At 57.7% G+C, this 18,404-nt stretch carries 19 protein-coding genes; 17 read left to right on the top strand and 2 right to left on the bottom strand.

What is annotated here, in order from left to right:
* The first annotated feature begins 53 nt into the window (after window positions 1-53).
* The 17 genes from ACKXF9_RS11025 to nrdR all read left to right on the top strand — a co-directional run bounded on the left by ACKXF9_RS11025 (window position 54) and on the right by nrdR (window position 17,230).
* Entirely contained in the window at window positions 54-518 is a 465-nt protein-coding gene (locus tag ACKXF9_RS11025; protein ID WP_418266206.1) for a M23 family metallopeptidase, read from the top strand.
* Window positions 505-990 carry a peptidase gene (locus ACKXF9_RS11020; RefSeq protein ID WP_418266205.1) on the top strand — a complete coding sequence of 162 codons (486 nt, stop codon included), beginning with the start codon at window positions 505-507 and terminating at the stop codon, window positions 988-990. The genes ACKXF9_RS11025 and ACKXF9_RS11020 overlap by 14 nt, the downstream gene beginning before the upstream one ends.
* Window positions 991-1,055: 65 nt before the next feature.
* Window positions 1,056-2,918, top strand: coding sequence for a TIGR03960 family B12-binding radical SAM protein (locus tag ACKXF9_RS11015; protein ID WP_418266204.1), 1,863 nt, complete (start codon window positions 1,056-1,058; stop codon window positions 2,916-2,918).
* Window positions 2,893-3,537 carry a TIGR03936 family radical SAM-associated protein gene (locus ACKXF9_RS11010; protein ID WP_348583551.1) on the top strand — a complete coding sequence of 215 codons (645 nt, stop codon included), beginning with the start codon at window positions 2,893-2,895 and terminating at the stop codon, window positions 3,535-3,537. The genes ACKXF9_RS11015 and ACKXF9_RS11010 overlap by 26 nt, the downstream gene beginning before the upstream one ends.
* Before the next feature lie 215 nt (window positions 3,538-3,752).
* A complete protein-coding gene (gene rplS, locus ACKXF9_RS11005) occupies window positions 3,753-4,094 on the top strand; it encodes a 50S ribosomal protein L19 (protein WP_022257134.1) in 342 nt (113 codons plus the stop codon).
* Between the two features lie 170 nt (window positions 4,095-4,264).
* Entirely contained in the window at window positions 4,265-4,813 is a 549-nt protein-coding gene (gene lepB / locus ACKXF9_RS11000; protein WP_249238672.1) for a signal peptidase I, read from the top strand.
* Window positions 4,810-5,733, top strand: a complete 924-nt coding sequence (ylqF, locus tag ACKXF9_RS10995; protein WP_418266203.1) for a ribosome biogenesis GTPase YlqF — start codon at window positions 4,810-4,812, stop codon at window positions 5,731-5,733. The genes lepB and ylqF overlap by 4 nt, the downstream gene beginning before the upstream one ends.
* Entirely contained in the window at window positions 5,730-6,377 is a 648-nt protein-coding gene (locus ACKXF9_RS10990; RefSeq protein ID WP_418266202.1) for a ribonuclease HII, read from the top strand. Before ylqF ends, ACKXF9_RS10990 begins: the two co-directional genes overlap by 4 nt.
* Window positions 6,374-6,736 (top strand): YraN family protein, encoded by a 363-nt coding sequence (locus ACKXF9_RS10985; protein WP_249238675.1) that lies wholly within the window; start codon window positions 6,374-6,376, stop codon window positions 6,734-6,736. The genes ACKXF9_RS10990 and ACKXF9_RS10985 overlap by 4 nt, the downstream gene beginning before the upstream one ends.
* Window positions 6,737-6,835: 99 nt before the next feature.
* Window positions 6,836-8,296, top strand: a complete 1,461-nt coding sequence (gene thrC / locus ACKXF9_RS10980) for a threonine synthase (RefSeq protein WP_339394825.1) — start codon at window positions 6,836-6,838, stop codon at window positions 8,294-8,296.
* Between the two features lie 35 nt (window positions 8,297-8,331).
* A complete protein-coding gene (locus ACKXF9_RS10975) occupies window positions 8,332-9,015 on the top strand; it encodes a metallophosphoesterase (RefSeq protein ID WP_418266201.1) in 684 nt (227 codons plus the stop codon).
* 251 nt (window positions 9,016-9,266) lie between these two features.
* On the top strand, window positions 9,267-10,583 hold the full coding sequence (gene tig, locus ACKXF9_RS10970; RefSeq protein WP_418266200.1) for a trigger factor: 1,317 nt from the start codon (window positions 9,267-9,269) through the stop codon (window positions 10,581-10,583).
* A 147-nt stretch (window positions 10,584-10,730) separates the two neighbouring features.
* The gene (clpP, locus tag ACKXF9_RS10965) at window positions 10,731-11,330 is read left to right on the top strand and encodes an ATP-dependent Clp endopeptidase proteolytic subunit ClpP (RefSeq protein WP_249238679.1); all 600 of its coding nucleotides are present in this window, start codon (window positions 10,731-10,733) and stop codon (window positions 11,328-11,330) included.
* Between the two features lie 41 nt (window positions 11,331-11,371).
* On the top strand, window positions 11,372-12,697 hold the full coding sequence (clpX, locus tag ACKXF9_RS10960) for an ATP-dependent Clp protease ATP-binding subunit ClpX (protein WP_418266199.1): 1,326 nt from the start codon (window positions 11,372-11,374) through the stop codon (window positions 12,695-12,697).
* Window positions 12,698-12,915: 218 nt separating this feature from the next.
* Window positions 12,916-14,199, top strand: a complete 1,284-nt coding sequence (locus tag ACKXF9_RS10955; RefSeq protein WP_418266198.1) for an aminotransferase — start codon at window positions 12,916-12,918, stop codon at window positions 14,197-14,199.
* Window positions 14,200-14,384: 185 nt separating this feature from the next.
* The gene (gene secF / locus ACKXF9_RS10950; RefSeq protein WP_418266197.1) at window positions 14,385-16,721 is read left to right on the top strand and encodes a protein translocase subunit SecF; all 2,337 of its coding nucleotides are present in this window, start codon (window positions 14,385-14,387) and stop codon (window positions 16,719-16,721) included.
* 38 nt (window positions 16,722-16,759) lie between these two features.
* On the top strand, window positions 16,760-17,230 hold the full coding sequence (nrdR, locus tag ACKXF9_RS10945; RefSeq protein WP_249238683.1) for a transcriptional regulator NrdR: 471 nt from the start codon (window positions 16,760-16,762) through the stop codon (window positions 17,228-17,230).
* 60 nt (window positions 17,231-17,290) lie between these two features.
* Here the strand turns inward: nrdR and ACKXF9_RS10940 are convergent, their stop codons facing one another.
* Both ACKXF9_RS10940 and ACKXF9_RS10935 read right to left on the bottom strand, forming a co-directional pair.
* A complete protein-coding gene (locus tag ACKXF9_RS10940; RefSeq protein ID WP_418266196.1) occupies window positions 17,291-17,659 on the bottom strand; it encodes a DUF4363 family protein in 369 nt (122 codons plus the stop codon).
* A 9-nt stretch (window positions 17,660-17,668) separates the two neighbouring features.
* Entirely contained in the window at window positions 17,669-18,361 is a 693-nt protein-coding gene (locus tag ACKXF9_RS10935) for a DUF421 domain-containing protein (RefSeq protein ID WP_418266195.1), read from the bottom strand.
* Window positions 18,362-18,404 lie beyond the last annotated feature (43 nt).

Here is an 18,404-nt window from a genome sequence, read left to right as displayed (position 1 = left end):
ACGCAAAATATGGGAAGAAATCGGCCCTTTTCCGGGCGGCGGCCCTGCTGGGAGTGCTGCTTTGCGTTAGACTGGTGCTCCCGGCACGGGCACAGTCGAAAACGGAGGATGCCTTTTGCTTTCCGCTGGAGACCACACAGTGGCGCATTTCGGACGGATACGGCTGGCGGGAGGACCCCTTTACGGGCAAACGGGCATTCCACAAGGGCATCGACCTTGCCTGCGCCGAGGGCACCGGCATCCTTGCGGTGCAGGGCGGCACCGTGCTCCGCACAAAGCGAAGTGACAGCTATGGCAGCTGCATGGAGCTTCTGCTTGCGGATGGAACGGCGGCGGTGTATGCCCATCTGCAGTATATCTATGTCCGTCCGGGCGAAGCCGTAGAGGCCGGGCGGCTCCTCGGCACGGCAGGGCAGAGCGGCCGGGCCACCGGGGCACACCTGCATTTTGAGTTGTATCGTCAGGGCGAAGCCTGTGACCCGGCAGATGCACTGGGCCTTTCGCATGAAGCATCCTGATGCCCTGCGGCTGGGGCCTCTGGTGTTCCGGGACCCGGTGCTGCTGTGCGGTTCCCTGTATTTTCTGCTGTACTTCGATGCCAGCGGCTTTCTGCGGCTGGGCCTGCTGGCGGCGTTCCTGCACGAGTGCGGGCACATTCTGGCGTATTGTGCGCTGCTGCGCCGCTTTCCGGTCATTGAGGTGACCATGACCGGCTTTTGTATGCGGATGGACGCTCCGGCCCGGGGCCTTTCACCGGGGCGGCTCTTCTGGCTGGCTGCTGCAGGCCCGGCAGTCAATTTCATGCTGGCAGGCATCTGGGCGCTGCGGCTGGAACAGGAACTGACCATCCGCGGCAGTGCCTTCTGGGCGGCAAATCTGCTGACCGGGGGATTCAATCTGCTGCCCGTTCCTCCGCTGGATGGGGCGCAGCTGGCGTCCTGCCTGTGCGAAATGCGGCGTGCAGGCAAAAAGTTTAAGGGAAATGATTGAAAAAACAGCTCATTTCGGGTACAATAAAATGACGTGTAAAAATGGACTGTTTATTGGAGGACTCGATGTTTGATCCCAAACTGAAAGAAGCACTGGGACGGGTACAGAAGCCCGGCCGTTATACCGGCGGAGAACCCGGCAGTGTATATAAGGACAAAGAAAAAGTGGATGTCCGCTTTGCGTTCTGCTTTCCGGACACCTATGAGGTAGGCATGTCCTTCCTCGGCGAAAAGATTCTCTATGAGCTGCTCAACCGCCGCGAAAACTGGTGGTGTGAGCGCGCTTTCATGCCATGGCTGGACATGAAGGCCGAAATGGAACGTCTTGGCCTGCCGCTCTACACCATGGAGAGCAAGGACCCGCTCACCGCCTTTGACGCAGTGGGCTTCACCCTGCAGTACGAGCTGTCCTATACCAACATTCTGGCCATGCTGGATCTGGCAGGCATCCCGTTCTATTCCAAAGACCGTGACGAACGCTGGCCGCTGATCGTGGCGGGCGGCCCCTGTGCCTGCAATGCGGAGCCGATCGCGGACTTTTTTGATGTGATCCAGCTGGGCGAGGGCGAAAACCAGCTGCCCGGCATCTGTGCCGAGATCGAAAAGGCCAAAAAAGAGGGCGGCGTCTCCAAAAAGGAGCTGCTGCTGCGCATCGCAAAGATCCCCGGCGTCTATATCCCGGCATTCTACGATGTGGAGTATTACGAGGATGGCCGGGTCAAGGCCATCATCCCCAACGAGCCGGGCATCCCGGCGCGCATTACCAAGGCCATCATCAAGGACCTGAACGAGTTTGCCCCGCCCACGAATTTCGTGGTGCCCATGGTGGGTGCCATTCAGGATCGCGCCAGCATCGAGGTGCTGCGCGGCTGTGTGCGCGGCTGCCGCTTCTGTCAGGCGGGTTTTCTGTACCGCCCCATGCGCCAGCGTGACGCGGGCCTTCTGAACAGGGCGGCGCAGGAGCTGTGCGCCAACACCGGCTATGAGGAGCTGAGCCTTTCCAGCCTGTCCACCTCTGACCACGGACAGCTGGAAGAGCTGCTGGATGATCTGAACGAGTGGGCACCTAGGGAGCATGTCAGCCTGTCGCTGCCGAGCCTGCGTGTGGACAACTTCTCCCAGAGCCTCATTGAAAAAACCACCAAGGTGCGCAAGAGCGGCCTGACCTTCGCCGCCGAAGCCGGCACCCAGCGTCTGCGCAATGTCATCAACAAGAATGTCACATGGGATGAGATCGAAAAGACCTGCACCATTGCATTCAATGCGGGCTACACCTCGGTCAAGCTCTACTTCATGATGGGCCTGCCCACCGAGACCATGGAGGACATTGAGGGCATCGCAGAGACGGCGCAGAAGGTGGTCGATCTTTACTACTCTTTGCCCAAGCGCGGCAAGGGAAAGGGCGTTCAGGTGACGATCAGCTGTGCCTGCTTTGTGCCCAAGCCCCATACTCCCTTTGAGTTTGTGCCCATGGATACGGCCGAGACCCTGCAGGCCAAGCAGAAGCATCTGCTGGAAAGCGTGCGCAGCCGCAAGATCAAGGTGAACTATCACGACAGCACCACCAGCTTTCTGGAGGGCGTGTTTGCCAAGGGCGACCGCCGCCTTGCCCCGGTCATTGTGGAAGCCTACAAGCGCGGCTGCTACTTTGACGGCTGGGAAGAGTGCTTCAAGTACGACACATGGCTGCAGACCTTTGCCGATCTGGGCATCGACCCGGCGTTCTATTGCCAGCGGCCCATCGGTCTGGACGAGGTAACGCCCTGGTCCCACATGGATTACGGCGTCACCCACGAATATCTGGTGCGGGAGTACCAAAAGGCGCTTGCCGCCCAGACCACCCAGCCCTGCAACCGTGCCTGCCACGGCTGCGGCGCAAATCATCTGTTAGGAGGTCCCTGCTTTGATTACAGTCAGAATCTCGTTTGAGAAAAAGAATGAGGCCTCCTACATCTCCCTGCTGGACCTGCAGCGGGTGATGCAGCGGGTGCTCAAGCGCAGCGGCCTGCCGGTGTGGCATACGCTGGGCTTCAACCCCCACATCTATATGACCTTTGCCTGCCCGCTTTCGCTGGGGCAGGAGAGCGAGTGCGAGTGCGTGGACGTCAAGACCGAAGCGGAAGCCCCGGATTTTGAGCAGTGGAAAGCGGCCCTCAATGCCATCATGCCCGCAGGCATCGTGATCACGCACGTTGGCCCGGTGCAGATGAAGGCGGACCTCATTGCCTACGCATGCTATCGCATCACCTACCCGGCGGCAGCGGCTGCGGCGCTGGATCAGTACAATGCGCTGGAAAGCGCTCCGGTGGAAAAGCACGGCAAAAAAGGCAACAAGATCATTGAGCTGAAGGATCACATCCCGCAGGTGGAGTACACCACGGAGGGGGACAGCCTGCACATTGATCTGTGCATGCCGGCCGCACAGGAACTGAACCTGAACCCTTCGCTGCTCACCGGTTTTCTGGAGGAAAAATTCGGTCTGCCTGCCGTCAGCGCCAACATCCTGCGCAAAAAGTTTTTGACGGCAGACAAGCAGCTGTTTGTCTGATTGGAGCGTGAAAGACCGTCTGTTGGGCAAAACAGAAAATTTTTGCATTTATTTTAGTCAGAACGCTTGCATTCACGCAGGTTTTGTGATATCCTATTTAGGCGTTAGTGTCCGCTGAGACCACAGCGGGGTTAATGACAATATCATTAAACGGGCGGTCCTCTGACGGCAAGGTGCCGTGCATGAACGTCTAAAAACAAATGGAGGATTCAAAAATGGACGCACTGAAGATTATTTCTGAAGGCAGCATCAAGGCTGAAAAGCCCCAGTTCAACGTTGGCGACACCGTCCGCGTTGATGTTCGTATCAAGGAAGGCGACCGTGAGCGTATCCAGGCCTTTGAGGGCACTGTGATCGCAAAGAAGCACGGCGGCGTTGCTGAGACCTTTACCGTTCGCCGCGTTGCTTACGGTGTCGGCATCGAGCGTGTCTTCCCCATCAACAGCCCCTTCGTTGAGAAGGTCACCGTTGTCCGCAAGGGCAAGGTTCGCCGCGCAAAGCTGTTCTACCTGCGTGGCCGTACCGGCAAGGCTGCCAAGGTCAAGAGCGATATTTGATCATCCCCGATTTGAAACGGGAGAAAAGGGACAACCTCGTTGTCCCTTTTTTCTTTATCAAAAATTTGAAAAAACTGTGCGGCCGACAGGTGATCTGGCTTGCAGAAAGCCTGTCGGCTGCGGTATAATCGGGTCAGCAGTGTAAAACCAGAAGGTGAGGTGTACCGGATATGGAAAAACAGGAACAGACAAAGCCCGTGCGCGGGCAGAATCTGCTGGAATGGTACGAGGCCCTGATCTCGGCAGCGCTGGTGCTGGTGCTGATCTTTTCGTTTTTCTTCCGCATCATTCAGGTGGACGGCAGCTCCATGGTACCTACGCTGGTCAACGGCGACAAGCTCATCGTGTGGGGGGCAGGCTACGAGCCTCAGCGCGGTGATGTGGTCATTGTGGACAGCTATACCTCCTACGGCAAGCCGCTGGTCAAGCGTGTCATCGCCAAAGGCGGCGATACGGTCTCCATCGATTATGCAACCGGCACCGTGGCGGTGAACGGTGAGGTCTTGCAGGAGGACTACATTGCAGAGCCAACCTATCTTGGCTACGATGTGCAGTTCCCGTACACAGTGCCGGAGGGCACGGTGTTCGTGATGGGCGACAACCGCAACCAGTCGCTGGACAGCCGCTCCACCTATGTCGGCTGCATCGACGAACGGGATATTCTGGGCAAGGTGCTTGTGTGCTTTATGCCCTTTACAGATTTTGGGGTGGTAAAATGAACGAAATGGATACCCGCTTTGCAAACCAGTACAATATTCAGTGGTTCCCGGGCCACATGACCAAGACCCTGCGCATGATGGAGCAGGAGATCCAGCATGTGGATGCAAGTCTTGTGCTGCTGGATGCCCGCATCCCGCTCTCCAGCCTGAACCCGGAGATCGAGCGCATCACGGCCCGCAAGCCGAAGCTCTATGCACTGAACAAGGCAGATCTGGCCGACCCGGCTGTAACGGAAGAATGGATCCGATACTTCCGTGCAGCAGACGCCGGCTGTGTGGCGATCAGCGCCAAGCAGAAGGGCGGTGCCAATGCCGTTAAGACTGCCATTGAAAAAGAACTGGCCGGCCTGCTGGAACGCCGCCAGAACCGTGGCATGGGCGGTGCCAAGACGCAGGTGATGCTGTGCGGCATCCCCAATGTGGGCAAGTCCACCTTTATCAACACCTTTGCAGGTTCTGCCCGCGCCAAGGCGGCAGACCGCCCGGGCGTGACCAAGGGCAAGCAGTGGGTCAGCACCGACAAATTTGATCTGCTGGATATGCCCGGCGTGCTGTGGAAGAAGTTTGACTCCAAGACCATTGCGTCCAATCTGGCCTTCATCGGCTCCATCAAGGACGATATTCTGGACGTGGAAGAGCTGGCCATGAACCTGCTGGATGAGGTGCGCCGCAACTACCCCGACCTTGTGGCCCAGCGCTACAAGCTGGACGCCGAAACGCTGGCACTGCCGCCCTACGAGCTGATGGAAGCCATTGGCCGCAAGCGCGGCCTGCTGGTGCGCGGCGGCGAGGTGAACACCGAGCGCTGTGCCATTATGCTGGTGGATGAATTCCGCGCCTGCAAGTGGGGCCGCATCTCGCTGGAGCGCCCGCCGCAGCGGGATGACCTGACGGATTTTGCCGAGGAGGATGACGAATGAAGCGCCGTTCCGACGAGGAGATCTCGGCTCCGCTGTATGAGTACGATGCCGCTGTACGCAGTCAGTATGGCTGCTTTGCGGGCGTGGACGAAGCCGGGCGCGGCCCTCTGTGCGGCCCGGTGTGCGTAGCGGCCTGTATTCTGGACCCGGAGAATCCGGTCTTTGGCATCAACGACTCCAAAAAGCTCACCGAGAAAAAACGGGAAGCCCTGTTTGACGAGATCGTTGCAAAGGCGCTGGCCTACAAAATTATTTTTGTGGGGCCGGAAGTCATCGACCGGGAAAACATCCTCAACGCCACCATGGGCGGCATGAAGCAGGCCGTGGAAGAGCTGGACATCGTGCCGAACCTCGTGCTGGTGGACGGCAACCGCACTCCGGCGGGTTTGCAGATCCCGGCACAGCCGGTGGTCAAGGGTGACGCTACCAGTGCCAGCATCGGCGCGGCATCTGTCCTTGCCAAGGTCAGCCGTGACCGCTATATGCTGGAACTGGACAGACAGTACCCGCAGTATCAGCTGGCAAAGCACAAGGGCTACCCGACCAGGCTCCACTATGAGCTCATTGCGCAGTACGGCATCCAGCCATTCTACCGCCGCAGCTTCCTGAAAAAACAGGGCTACTGGCCGGAGAACGGAAAGTGAACCGCGCTGAGACGGGGCACAGGGGAGAAGCCGCTGCGGCCCGCTGGTATCAGAAGCAGGGCTGCAGGCTGCTGGCACACAACTTCCACACCCGGATGGGGGAGCTGGACGTGGTGGTACAGGAACCGGACGGGACTATTGTCATCTGCGAGGTAAAGACCCGCAGCTCGGACGCCGTTTCGCGCCCGGCTGCTGCGGTCAATGCCGCCAAACAGAAGCGGCTGATCCTTGCAGCACAGCACTATCTGCAGTGTACCGGACAGAGCGATGCGCCGGTGCGATTTGATGTGGCGGAAGTGTTCCCTCTTGACAGCGGGCGCTGGATGGTACATATTATAAGGGGCGCTTTTCTTGCGTAAAGCAAGCGCCCTGGTGGGAAATGTACGGGCAGGGATCTTCTCTGCCGTAGCAGCAGGAACGTGTTTTCAGCGTTCCACGGCGAAAAAGGAGCGACAACAATGCAGTTTTTCAGTACCAGAGACCAAAACCGCAAAGTGACTTCCTCGGAAGCGATCGCACAGGGCCTGTCCAACGAGGGCGGCCTGTTTGTCCCTGAAAGCTTTCCGCAGGTGGATGTGAAGGCGCTGTGTGAGCTGGATTACCCGGCTATGGCAGCTGCTGTCATCAAGGAATATCTGACCGACTATTCGCAGGACTTTCTGACGGAAGCGGCCCGCAAGACCTACGGCGATGCTTTCGGAGGCAAGGCCGGATACCTTGCTCCGGTGGAAGGGGACACCTATGCGCTGGAGCTGTGGCATGGCCCTACCTGTGCATTCAAGGATTACGCTCTGCAGCTGATGCCGAAGCTTCTGGTGGAAGCCAAAAAGAATCTGGGCCGCACGGAAAAGACCCTGATCCTTGTGGCGACCAGCGGCGATACCGGCAAGGCAGCTCTGGACGGCTACCATGATATCCCGGGTGTGGAGATCGCGGTGTTCTATCCCACGGGCGGCACCAGCGAGATCCAGCGTCTGCAGATGGCAACGCAGGAGGGTGCCAACGTGGCAGTCTACGCGGTGCGCGGCAACTTCGATGATGCCCAGACCGGTGTGAAGAAGGTCTTTGGCGATAAGGCCATCGCGGCCGAGCTGGCAAAGCGGGATATCCGCCTGTCCAGCGCCAACTCCATCAACTGGGGCCGTCTGGTCCCGCAGATCGTCTACTACTTTGCCGCCTATGCCCAGCTGCTCAAGGCGGGCAGCATCGCCTTCGGCGATGAAGTGGATTTCTGCGTGCCCACCGGCAACTTCGGCGACATTCTGGCAGGCTACTATGCAAAGCGCATGGGCCTGCCCGTGGGCAAGCTGGTCTGCGCCTCCAATGAGAACAACGTCCTCACCGATTTCCTCACCACCGGCACCTACACCGCAAAGCGGGAGTTCTTCAAGACCACTTCGCCCAGCATGGACATTCTGGTGTCCTCCAATCTGGAGCGCTTGCTGTACCATGTCACCGGCAGCGATACCGAGGTGGCGGGCCTGATGAAGAGTCTGGCTGAGACCGGCAGCTACACGGTGCGTCCGGAGACGCTGGCCGCCATTCAGGAGAGCTTCTCCTGCGGCTGGAGCAGCGAGGAAGAAGTGGCAGGGGAGATCCGTGCCCGCTATGAGAAGGACAACTACCTGTGCGATACGCACACCGCAGTGGCCTTCCATGTGGCTGCACAGAAAAAGCGCGAAGGGGTGCCAATGGTGGTGCTGTCCACTGCGTCTCCCTTCAAGTTCCCGCGCAGCGTGCTGACGGCTCTGGGACAGTCCGCGCCGGAAAATGATTTTGAAGCAATGCAGCAGCTGGAAGCAGCTACCGCGCATACCGCACCGGCAAGTCTTGCTGCGCTGCGCCAGAAGCCGGAGCGCTTCAGCACTGTGATCGAGCCTGCGCAGATCGCCGAAGTTGCGCTGGGCTATCAGGAATAATACATCCTGCTGCATTTTAGAACAGGAGTAAAAACATGGCACTTTTTGTGCTTGGCGATCCCCATCTTTCTCTGGGCGCTTCCAAGCCGATGGATATTTTTCCCGGCTGGAACGATTATGTGGAGCGTCTGGAAAAAAACTGGCGGAAGCTCATCAAACCGGAAGACACCATCGTGCTGGCAGGAGATATCAGCTGGGCCATGCGCCTGACCGATACCCGCAGGGACTTTGAATTGTTGCAGAGCCTGCCCGGACAGAAGATCATCATGAAGGGCAACCACGATTACTGGTGGTCCACTGCCAATAAGATGAACGCCTACCTCAAAGCAGAGGGGTTCGACACCCTGCACATCCTGCACAACAATTCCTACAGCGTAGAGGGCTATGCCATCTGCGGCACCCGGGGCTGGCTGTTTGATGTAGGCGAGGCCCATGATGAAAAGGTGATGAACCGCGAGATCGGACGGCTGCGCATGAGTCTGGATGCCGCCGAACCGGGACTGGAAAAGCTGGTGTTCCTGCACTATCCGCCGGTATACACCGGCACCAGTGCCCCGGAGATCGTAGCCACCTTAAAAGAATATGGCATCAGGACCTGCTTTTATGGCCATCTGCACGGCAACGCGATCCGATATGCGGTGCAGGGCGATGTGGACGGCATCCACTACAAGCTGGTAAGTGCGGATGGGCTGCGTTTCTGTCCATACCGCATCAACTGATCGTCCGGGACAGAGACGTTCTGACCGGGCAGAAGCTGCAGCAAGGGCAGAAATGATAAAAATTCACAATTTGGACTGGCAATTGTGTCCAAAGCGTGCTATAATAAGTTTTGACGCGATTGTTGCACCCAATTGAGCGCGCGCGTCCCCGCATGTTGCAAAAGCAAGTTCATTCAGGACGCAGTGCGCGGTTGCAAAGGGCAAAAATTTCCTGCCCCGAGCAATAGATTTTTTGAGTGGAGGAAAAACAAATGAATCTCATCAAGTGTGAAAAGCTCGAGAAGAGCATGGCAGAACTGCAGTTCTCCATCGATGCAGAGGCTTTTAAGAAGGCCACTGCCGATGTTTTCAAGAAGGAAGGCAAGAAGTACGCTGTTCCCGGCTTCCGCAAGGGCAAGGCTCCCCGCAAGCTGATCGAGCAGATGTACGGTGCCGACGTCTTTACCTACGACGCCATCAACGAGCTGTTCCCCGAGGCTTTCGAGGCTGCTGTCAAGGAAGCAAACGTGGAGCCGGTCGGCCGTCCGGAGGTCACTGTTGACTCTGCTGACGAGACCAACGGTGTCACCCTGACCGTCAAGGTCGCTGTCAAGCCCGAAGTCAAGATCGGCAGCTACAACGGTCTGACGGTGGAAAAGACTGTCCATACTGTCTCTGACGAGGCTGTTGAGGCAGAGCTGAAGCGTGTGCAGGAGCGCAACGCCCGTGAGCTGACCCGTGAGGGTGCTGCTGAGAATGGCGATATCGCTGATATCGACTTCGAGGGCTTTGTGGACGGCGTCGCATTCGAGGGCGGCAAGGCTGAGCACTACAGCCTGACTCTGGGCAGCGGCAGCTTCATCCCCGGCTTTGAGGATCAGATCGTGGGCCACTCCGCTGGCGAAGAGTTCGACGTGAACGTCACCTTCCCCACCGAGTATCAGGCTGCTGAGCTGGCTGGCAAGGCTGCTGTGTTCAAGATCAAGCTGCACGAGGTCAAGTACAAGGAGCTGCCTGCTCTGGATGACGAGCTGGCAAAGGACTGCTCCGAGTACGACACTCTGGACGAGTTCAAGGCTTCCATCCGCAAGAACAATCAGGAGCAGCTGGACAAGCAGGACGACCTGGCTGTTGAGAATGCTCTGGTCGATCAGGTCATCGACAGCATGGAGGGCGAGATTCCTCAGGCAATGTACGATGAGCGCATGGACGAGATGGTCAACGACTTTGCATTCCGCGTGGAGCAGCAGGGTCTGCGTCTCGAGGACTACCTGAAGTATATGGGCCAGACTATGGAGCAGTTCCGCGCTTCCTTCATGCCGCAGGCTGAGAAGCAGGTCAAGATCCGTCTGGCTCTGGAGGCTGTTGCCGCTGCTGAGAACATCGAGGCTTCCGAGGAGGAAATTTCCGCTGAGATCAAGCGCATCGCTGACCAGTACAAGATGGAAGAGGACAAGGTCCGTGAGCTGGTCAATGTTAACGACCTGAAGAAGGATCTGGCCATCAACAAGGCCATCGACTTCATCAAGAGCCATGCAAACATCGTGGAGAAGGCTGCTGAGGAAGAGAAGGCAGCAGACGCTGAGTAATCAGTCGGCTGCACTCCTTTGAAGCTGGCGGCGTGCTGCACGGTTTCAATCAAAGGTTGTAAAAATTGACCGATACGGCAGAACCGGCAGGGAAACCGTATCGGTCAATTTTGCAAATACTATATTCCATTTCAGGAGGCGAACTTTATGAGTTTTGTTCCTTACGTTGTAGAGCAGTCGTCCCACGGCGAGCGCTCCTACGATATTTTCTCCCGTCTGCTGAACGATCGTATCATCGTTCTGAGTGAGGATGTCAACGATACCACGGCCAGCCTTGTTGTGGCACAGCTGCTGTATCTGGAAGGGCAGGACCCGGATAAGGATATCAGCCTGTATATCAACAGCCCCGGCGGTTCCATCAGCGCCGGTATGGCCATCCACGATACCATGCAGTATATCAAGTGCGATGTTTCCACCATCTGCATGGGCATGGCTGCTTCCATGGGCGCTTTCCTGCTGGCAAGCGGTACCAAGGGCAAGCGCTTTGCACTGCCCAATGCGGAGATCATGATCCATCAGCCGCTGATCGCAGGCGGTCAGGGCGGCGGCCTGTCCGGCCAGACCACTGATATCAAGATCCATGCTGAACACATGGTGTATATCCGCGACAAGATGAACCGGATGCTCAGCGAGTACACGGGTCAGCCGCTGGAAAAGATCCAGCTGGATACCGAGCGCGATAACTATATGTCCGCACAGCAGGCAAAAGAATACGGCCTGATCGATGAGGTCATTGCCCATCGCTGAGCCGCTGACATTTAATTTACCCAGGATAAGGAAAAACAGCTATGGCAAATAACAATTCCGGCAGAGACAAAAATGAAAAGGATCTGGTCTGCAGCTTCTGCGGAAAGCATCAGGACGAAGTGGAGCGCATGATCATCGGCCCCGGCGTCAACATCTGCAGCGAATGCATCGGCCTGTGCCACGATCTGCTTTCCGATAAGCCGGATCAGCCCAAAAGCGCACGTCCGGCACGGGACGGTGCAAACCGCGCACACATCCAGCCCGCAGACGGTCTGGATATCAACATCCTGACCCCGGCCGAGATCAAGGAAGGTCTGGACCAGTATGTGATCGGTCAGGACGAGGCAAAGCGTGTGCTGGCTGTCTCGGTCTACAACCATTACAAGCGCATCCTCAGCGGCAAGGGCGGCGACGTGGAGCTGCAGAAGTCCAATGTGCTGCTGCTGGGCCCCTCCGGCGTAGGCAAGACCCTGCTGGCGCAGACTCTGGCCAAGATGCTGGGCGTTCCGTTCGCCATTGCCGACGCCACGACCCTGACCGAGGCCGGCTACGTGGGCGAGGATGTGGAGAACATCCTGCTCAAGCTCATTCAGGCAGCGGACTTCGATGTGCAGAAGGCACAGATCGGCATCATCTATATCGATGAGATCGACAAGATCACCCGCAAGAGCGAGAACCCCTCCATCACCCGCGATGTGGGCGGTGAAGGCGTGCAGCAGGCCCTGCTGAAGATCCTTGAGGGAACTGTGAGCAATGTTCCTCCGCAGGGCGGCCGCAAGCACCCGCAGCAGGAGTTCATCCAGATCGACACCACCAATATCCTGTTCATCTGCGGCGGTGCATTTGACGGTCTGGACAAGTATATCCTGCGCCGCACGGATAAGTCCGCGCTGGGCTTTGGCAGCAGCCTGAAGGATAACTCCAGCGAAGCCGAGCGCGCTTTGCTGCGCAAGGTGGAACCCCACGATCTGGTCAAGTTCGGCCTGATCCCGGAGCTGATCGGCCGTCTGCCGGTCATTACCGTGCTGGATGATCTGGACGAGGATGCTCTGGTGCGTGTGCTCAAGGAGCCGCGCAACAGTCTGGTCAAGCAGTACAAAGAACTTCTGGGCATGGATAATGTGGAGCTGGAATTCACCGATGAAGCACTGCATGCCATTGCCCGCAAGACCATTGAGCGCAAGACCGGTGCCCGCGGCCTGCGCAGCGTGATGGAAGGCATCCTGCTGCCCATCATGTATGATGTGCCCACAGATGCTACCATCATCCGCGTGACGGTGGATGAAGACACCGTGGAGGGCGGAGAAGCCCATCTGGAATACGGTGCGGTGCGCAAACGCTACAAAAACCAAGCCTCTCTGAGCTGACGCTTCGGCGCACAGCAGGGGAGTGAAAGCCCTGTTTTAAAAGCTTTTTGCTTTTAGCAGGGCTTTTTGCTTTAATATTCTTGTTTCCGGGCCGAAAATGTACTATAATATTAAGGTCTGGATTGCAGTACGGAGCCGGTTCCCTGGCAGGAAGGCTCCCTCGGATGCAGTACCAGCGCAATGGGTAACAGGAAGTACGATAAAGGAGTGTGTTTCCAATGGCAAATTATCTTGCAATGAACCGCGATGAACTCACTGCTGAGAAGGCAGCGCTTGAAGCAAAGTACAAAGAATTTCAGGCCAAGGGCCTCAAGCTGAATATGGCCCGCGGCAAGCCCGGCCCTCACCAGATGGATCTGGCCATGGACCTGCTGAAGATGAACGATTACACCACCGATGCCGGCACGGATGCCCGCAACTATGGTGAGCTGGAAGGTCTGCAGGAAGCCCGTGTGCTGTTCGCGGATGTATTCGGCGTGCAGCCCGGCGAGGTGTTCGTGGGCGGCAACTCCAGCCTGCAGCTGATGTACAACCTCATCAACATCGGCTATGTGTTTGGTTTCCCGGAGTCTCCGTGCCCCTGGTCTCAGGTGGAGAAGCGCAAGTTCCTCTGCCCGGTGCCCGGCTATGACCGTCACTTTGCCATCACCGAGGAGTTTGGCTTTGAGCTCATCAGTGTGCCGATGACCCCCAACGGTCCGGACATGGATATTGTGGAAAAGCTGGTGGCCGAGGATGCCGATATCAAGGGCATCTGGTGCGTGCCGCAGTATTCTAACCCTGATGGCTACACCTACAGCGATGAGACCATCGAGCGTTTTGCGAAGATGAAGACCGCTGCGCCTGATTTCAAGATCTTCTGGGATGAGGCCTATATCGTCCATCATCTCACCGATGAGATCATCGAGACTCCGGTGCTGCTGAATGAGAGCAAGAAGTACGGCAACGAAGACCGTGTGTTCATGTTCACCTCCACCAGCAAGATCACCTTCCCGGGCGCAGGCGTCTCTGCCATTGCCTGCAGCGAGAGCAGCATGAAGTATATCTGCAAGCGCTTCTCGGTCATGATCATCAGCTACGACAAGATGAACCAGCTGCGCCATGTCCGCTTCCTGAAGAACAAGGAAGGCGTTCTGGCCCATATGGCAAAGCATCGCCGTCGTCTGGTGCCCTGCTTCGATGCCGTCAAGACGGCATTCAAGAACAACCTCATTCCCTGCGGCGACATCGCCCACTGGACGGACCCCAAGGGCGGCTACTTCATCAGCCTGTATGTGATGCCCGGCTGTGCAAAGCGCGTGGCAAGTCTGTGCAAGGATGCGGGCCTGACCCTGACCGGTGCCGGTTCTGCCTATCCCTACCACAAGGACCCTCAGGATTCTCACCTGCGCATTGCACCTACCTATCCCAGTCTGGACGAGGTAGAAATGGCGTCCGAACTGCTGTGCGTCTGCGTGCGTCTGGCGGTCGTGGAAAAGCTGCTGGCTGATAAGGCGGACTAAGATCTAACGATTCCTGATTTTATCTCCTCTGTGCGGCTCGCTTGAGCCGTCAGGGGAGTTTTGTCGCAGGAAAGCCGGCATGACGGCTGCCCTGCGGAAGAAAGACGGCCCGCAGCAGGCGGGTCTGTACCAGAATACGGGCAGCGGCTGTCTGTGCCGCTGCTTTTGGAGGTTCCCTGAATTTTATGAAAACAAAAGGCAAAGCATGGCATCTTGTCGCCGCAGTGCTGCTGATCGCAGTGTTCGTCTACACTGCCTTCTTCGGCGTATATGCCAAGTACGGCGATACGACCACGACCTACATCAAGGGCGCAAAGGATATCCGCTTTGGTGTGGATATCAAGGGCGGCGTAAACGTCACCTTTGTGCCGTCGGATGGCTACGATGCCACCGAAGAACAGCTGGAGGCCGCGCAGCTTGTAATTGAGAACCGTCTGGTCGCTTTGAACGTGACCGACTATGAGCTGTATGTGGACAACACCTCCGACAGCCTGATCCTCGAGTTTCCGTGGCAGTCCGGTGAGACGGATTTTGACCCGGAAGCGGCGATCGACGAGATCGGCACCACCGCGTACCTCACCTTCCGGGAGGGCAGCAGTGCCGACGGTGAGCTGATTTTGGACGGCTCCATGATCGAGAGCGCTGCAGCCCAGTATGGCCCTGTGACCAGCGGGGGTGCATCGGAGTATTTCGTCTCTCTGAAATTTACGGACGACGGTGCCAAGGCATTCGGCGATGCGACCACCCGGCTGGCCGCGTCCAAGGGCACCATCAGCATCTGGCTGGATGACGAGAACGTGAGCACCGCAACCGTGAACACTGCGATCACCGATGGCTCTGCCATCATCACCAGTTCGGCGTCCAATCCCTTCACGCAGGAGCAGGTCGTCAAAATGGCCCGCCAGATCAACTCCGGCGCACTGCCCTTTGCGCTGACTGTGGACAGCTACTCTACCGTCAGCCCCAGCTTGGGCGAAAACAGCCTGAGCGCCATGGTGCTGGCCGGTCTGATCGCATTTGCGCTGATCGTGGTATTTATGACCATCCTGTACCGCCTGCCGGGCTTTTTGGCCTGCATGGCACTGGCCGGTCAGGTGGCGGCAACGCTGGCGTTTGTGTCCGGCTATTTCCCGGTGTTTGAAAGCTTCACCATGACTCTGCCCGGTATCGCCGGCATTATTCTGGCCATCGGCATGGGTGTGGATGCCAACGTCATCACCGCAGAGCGCATCAAGGAAGAGCTGAAGAACGGCAAGTCGCTGGACGGTGCACTCAAGAGCGGCTTTGCCCGCGGCCTGACGCCGATCATTGACGGCAATGTGACCATCGTTATCGTGGCGATTGTGCTGATGGGTGCCTTCGGCCCCTCGGACGGCCTGTTTGCCAAGGCACTGCACTTTGTATTCTTTGCCTTTGGTCCGTCCACTGCCGGTACGATCTATGCTTTCGGCTATACGTTGCTCACCGGCGTGCTGCTGAACTTTGTGTTTGGCGTGTTTGCTACCCGTGTGATGATCCGCGGCGCAGCTTCCATTAAGGCACTGCGCAACCCCTGGCTTTACGGCGCTGAAAAGCCCGGCAAGGAAACGGCAGAAAAGAAGCCCATCGATTTTGTGGGCCTGCGCAAGCGCTTCCTGACCATTTCCACCTGCCTGATGGCAGCCATCGTGCTGTGCGCTGTGGTGTTCGGCGTCCATCTGGATACCGAGTTCACCGGCGGAGCCATGATCACCCTGAGCTACGAGGGCAGCTTTACCACGGCGGATGTGCAGAAAACGGCTTCCGCTGCACTGGACAGCACCGGCCTGACCCTGCAGACCGGCGAGAATGTTGCCACCGGCGACCAGACCTTGAAAATTTCCATGCCCGGCACCGAGACGGTGACCACGGAACAGGTGGCCGACCTGCTGGACAGCCTGAACGAGAGCTATCCGGAAAACCGCTTTGAGCAGCTGTCCCTGAGCAATGTCAGCGCTGCCATGGGCATCAAGTTCCTGCAGAAGAGTCTGGTGGCTGTGGTGTTCGCACTGGTGCTGATCCTGCTGTACATTGCCCTGCGCTTCAAGAACATCGGCGGCCTGACCGGCGGCATGATGGCAGTGCTGGCATTGGTGAACGACCTGATGGTGGTGTTTGGCACCTTCGTGCTGCTGCGCACTCCGCTGGACGGCAATTTCATTGCAGCCATGCTGACCATTCTGGGCTACTCCATCAATGACACCGTTGTGGTCTACGACCGTATCCGTGAAAACCGCACCCTGATGGGCAAGAAAGCCTCGTTTGAAGAACTGGTCAACCGCTCGGTCAATCAGTCTGCACGCCGCACCCTCATCACCACCATTACCACGGTAATGGCACTGGGTGTTATGTGTGTCGTGGCAAAGCTGTACGGTCTGGACAGCATCTTTACCTTTGCGTTCCCGCTGATGATGGGCATGATCAGCGGTGTGTATACTTCGCTGTGCGTTTCCACCTCTGCGTGGGTGCTGTGGAGCGAGCGCAAGCCCAAGACCAAAGCATAAAAACACGGCCCGGTCAGACCGGACAGGAGGAACAGAACATGAAATGTCCCTATTGCGGAGCTGAGGAATCCAAAGTGATCGACTCCCGCCCCACTGAAGACAGCGAACGCATCCGCCGCCGCCGCGAATGTCTCAGCTGCCACATGCGCTTTACGACCTATGAGGTCGTGGAGACTGTTCCGCTTGTGGTCATCAAAAAGGACAGCTCCCGGGAACCCTTTGACCGGCAGAAGCTGCTCAATGCCATGGTGCGTGCCTGTGCCAAGCGCCCGGTCAGCTATGAGTCATTGGAGCGGGCGGTCAGCAGCATTGAGCAGACCCTGCTCAGCTCCTACGACCGTGAGATCCCCAGTGTGCGCATTGGTGAGCTGACCATGCAGGAGCTGAAAAAGATCGACGAGGTGGCGTATGTCCGTTTTGCCTCCGTCTACCGCCAGTTCGCGGATGTGGAGAGCTTTTTCAATGAGCTGCAGAAGCTGATGGGCGACCGCAGGGAACCACAGAAATAACAGAATAGACCCTATGAGCACCGAAACTGTGTCCGAACAGGCACAGTTCCGGTGCTTTTGTCATACCAGCCGGTGGGAGAGCCATTCCAGCGTTTCCACCTGTACCTGTGCGCGCCGCAGCTCACCAAAGGCTTCCTCGGGAGCGTTCATTTCCAGATGGCCGTCCGCAGCGCGCAGGGCAGCTTCCAGTTCGGTAAAATCTGCAGTGCGCAGCAGGTGATTCATGCTTGTCCGCATCTGGTCACACCGGGCGGCACCGTCGGAAAGGGCCTGCCGCGCAGCAGGATGATCCGCATTGCGGATGGCCTCGGCAGCTGCGTCAAGGTCTGCCGAGATCACTTCGGCAAAGCTTTGCACCTTCCAGCTGCTGTAAAAAGCCACACCCAGCAGCACGGCCACAATGGCGATACAGGCATAGATCCGCTTCATCCGCTCACCTCACCGGGGACCGCTTCCATGGCGGTCCTCTTTTTTTAACAGAAAATAGTCTTCGGTCTCGCTGCCGATCAACAGCAGGATCTCCTCGGGCAGCAGGGTGTTGGCCTGTGCAGTCCGCTCCAGCCATTCGCGGTCTTTGCCGCACCAGCGCAGATTGTCCTCCAGCACCTGACCGTCCAGCACAAAGGGAATGATGGCGTTGGTATGGTTTACCTTGATCTGCAGGTCGGAAAGTCGGACAGGCTCTTTCTCCGGCCGCAGGGCCGCCGAGAGGGTCCCGTTTGTTTCGATCACGGCGTAGGAGACCTCACGCGGGTCAAAGATGTTTTTGCCGCGCAGCGCCTCCATCAGATCGGCGGTGGTCAGGCGCAGCATCCGCAGAGCATTCTGGTCGATCTTTCCATCCAGTATGACCGTTTTGGGCCTGCCGGATAGAAAATTGAAGAATTTCTGGCTGCGGAAGCTCAGCACAGAACCCAGCAGTTCCAGCGCCGCAATGAGGAACAGGGGAATGAGACTGGATGTGATGGGCACCTCTTCCGATTCGATGGAGATGGACGCCAGATTGGAAATGAGGATGGTGGACACCAGCTCTTCCGGCTGCAATTCACCCAGCTGGCGTTTGCCCATCAGCCGCATGGCAAACAGAACACATAGATAAATGATGATGGTTCGGCAGATCAGAAGCTTCAAAAAACAAGACCTCCTGTCGGTTGCAAAGGGAATGGAATGTGCA

Source organism: Faecalibacterium sp. 9 (assembly GCF_048320955.1).
In the GTDB taxonomy this organism is placed as follows: domain Bacteria; phylum Bacillota; class Clostridia; order Oscillospirales; family Ruminococcaceae; genus Faecalibacterium; species Faecalibacterium wellingii.
The sequence above is the reverse complement of the archived record's forward strand: the minus strand, read 5'-3'. Positions and strand labels throughout refer to the sequence as shown.

Bases quoted from the DNA above. Each gene is read 5' to 3' on its own strand.
- thrC (WP_339394825.1), top strand. From the start codon at position 6,836: ATGCAGTTTTTCAGTACCAGAGACCAAAACCGCAAAGTGACTTCCTCG.
- clpP (WP_249238679.1), top strand. From the start codon at position 10,731: ATGAGTTTTGTTCCTTACGTTGTAGAGCAGTCGTCCCACGGCGAGCGC.
- nrdR (WP_249238683.1), top strand. From the start codon at position 16,760: ATGAAATGTCCCTATTGCGGAGCTGAGGAATCCAAAGTGATCGACTCC.
- ACKXF9_RS10975 (WP_418266201.1), top strand. From the start codon at position 8,332: ATGGCACTTTTTGTGCTTGGCGATCCCCATCTTTCTCTGGGCGCTTCC.
- ACKXF9_RS10940 (WP_418266196.1), bottom strand. From the start codon at position 17,659: ATGAAGCGGATCTATGCCTGTATCGCCATTGTGGCCGTGCTGCTGGGT.
- ACKXF9_RS11020 (WP_418266205.1), top strand. From the start codon at position 505: ATGAAGCATCCTGATGCCCTGCGGCTGGGGCCTCTGGTGTTCCGGGAC.
- secF (WP_418266197.1), top strand. From the start codon at position 14,385: ATGAAAACAAAAGGCAAAGCATGGCATCTTGTCGCCGCAGTGCTGCTG.
- rplS (WP_022257134.1), top strand. From the start codon at position 3,753: ATGGACGCACTGAAGATTATTTCTGAAGGCAGCATCAAGGCTGAAAAG.
- lepB (WP_249238672.1), top strand. From the start codon at position 4,265: ATGGAAAAACAGGAACAGACAAAGCCCGTGCGCGGGCAGAATCTGCTG.
- tig (WP_418266200.1), top strand. From the start codon at position 9,267: ATGAATCTCATCAAGTGTGAAAAGCTCGAGAAGAGCATGGCAGAACTG.
- clpX (WP_418266199.1), top strand. From the start codon at position 11,372: ATGGCAAATAACAATTCCGGCAGAGACAAAAATGAAAAGGATCTGGTC.
- ylqF (WP_418266203.1), top strand. From the start codon at position 4,810: ATGAACGAAATGGATACCCGCTTTGCAAACCAGTACAATATTCAGTGG.
- ACKXF9_RS10955 (WP_418266198.1), top strand. From the start codon at position 12,916: ATGGCAAATTATCTTGCAATGAACCGCGATGAACTCACTGCTGAGAAG.
- ACKXF9_RS11015 (WP_418266204.1), top strand. From the start codon at position 1,056: ATGTTTGATCCCAAACTGAAAGAAGCACTGGGACGGGTACAGAAGCCC.
- ACKXF9_RS10990 (WP_418266202.1), top strand. From the start codon at position 5,730: ATGAAGCGCCGTTCCGACGAGGAGATCTCGGCTCCGCTGTATGAGTAC.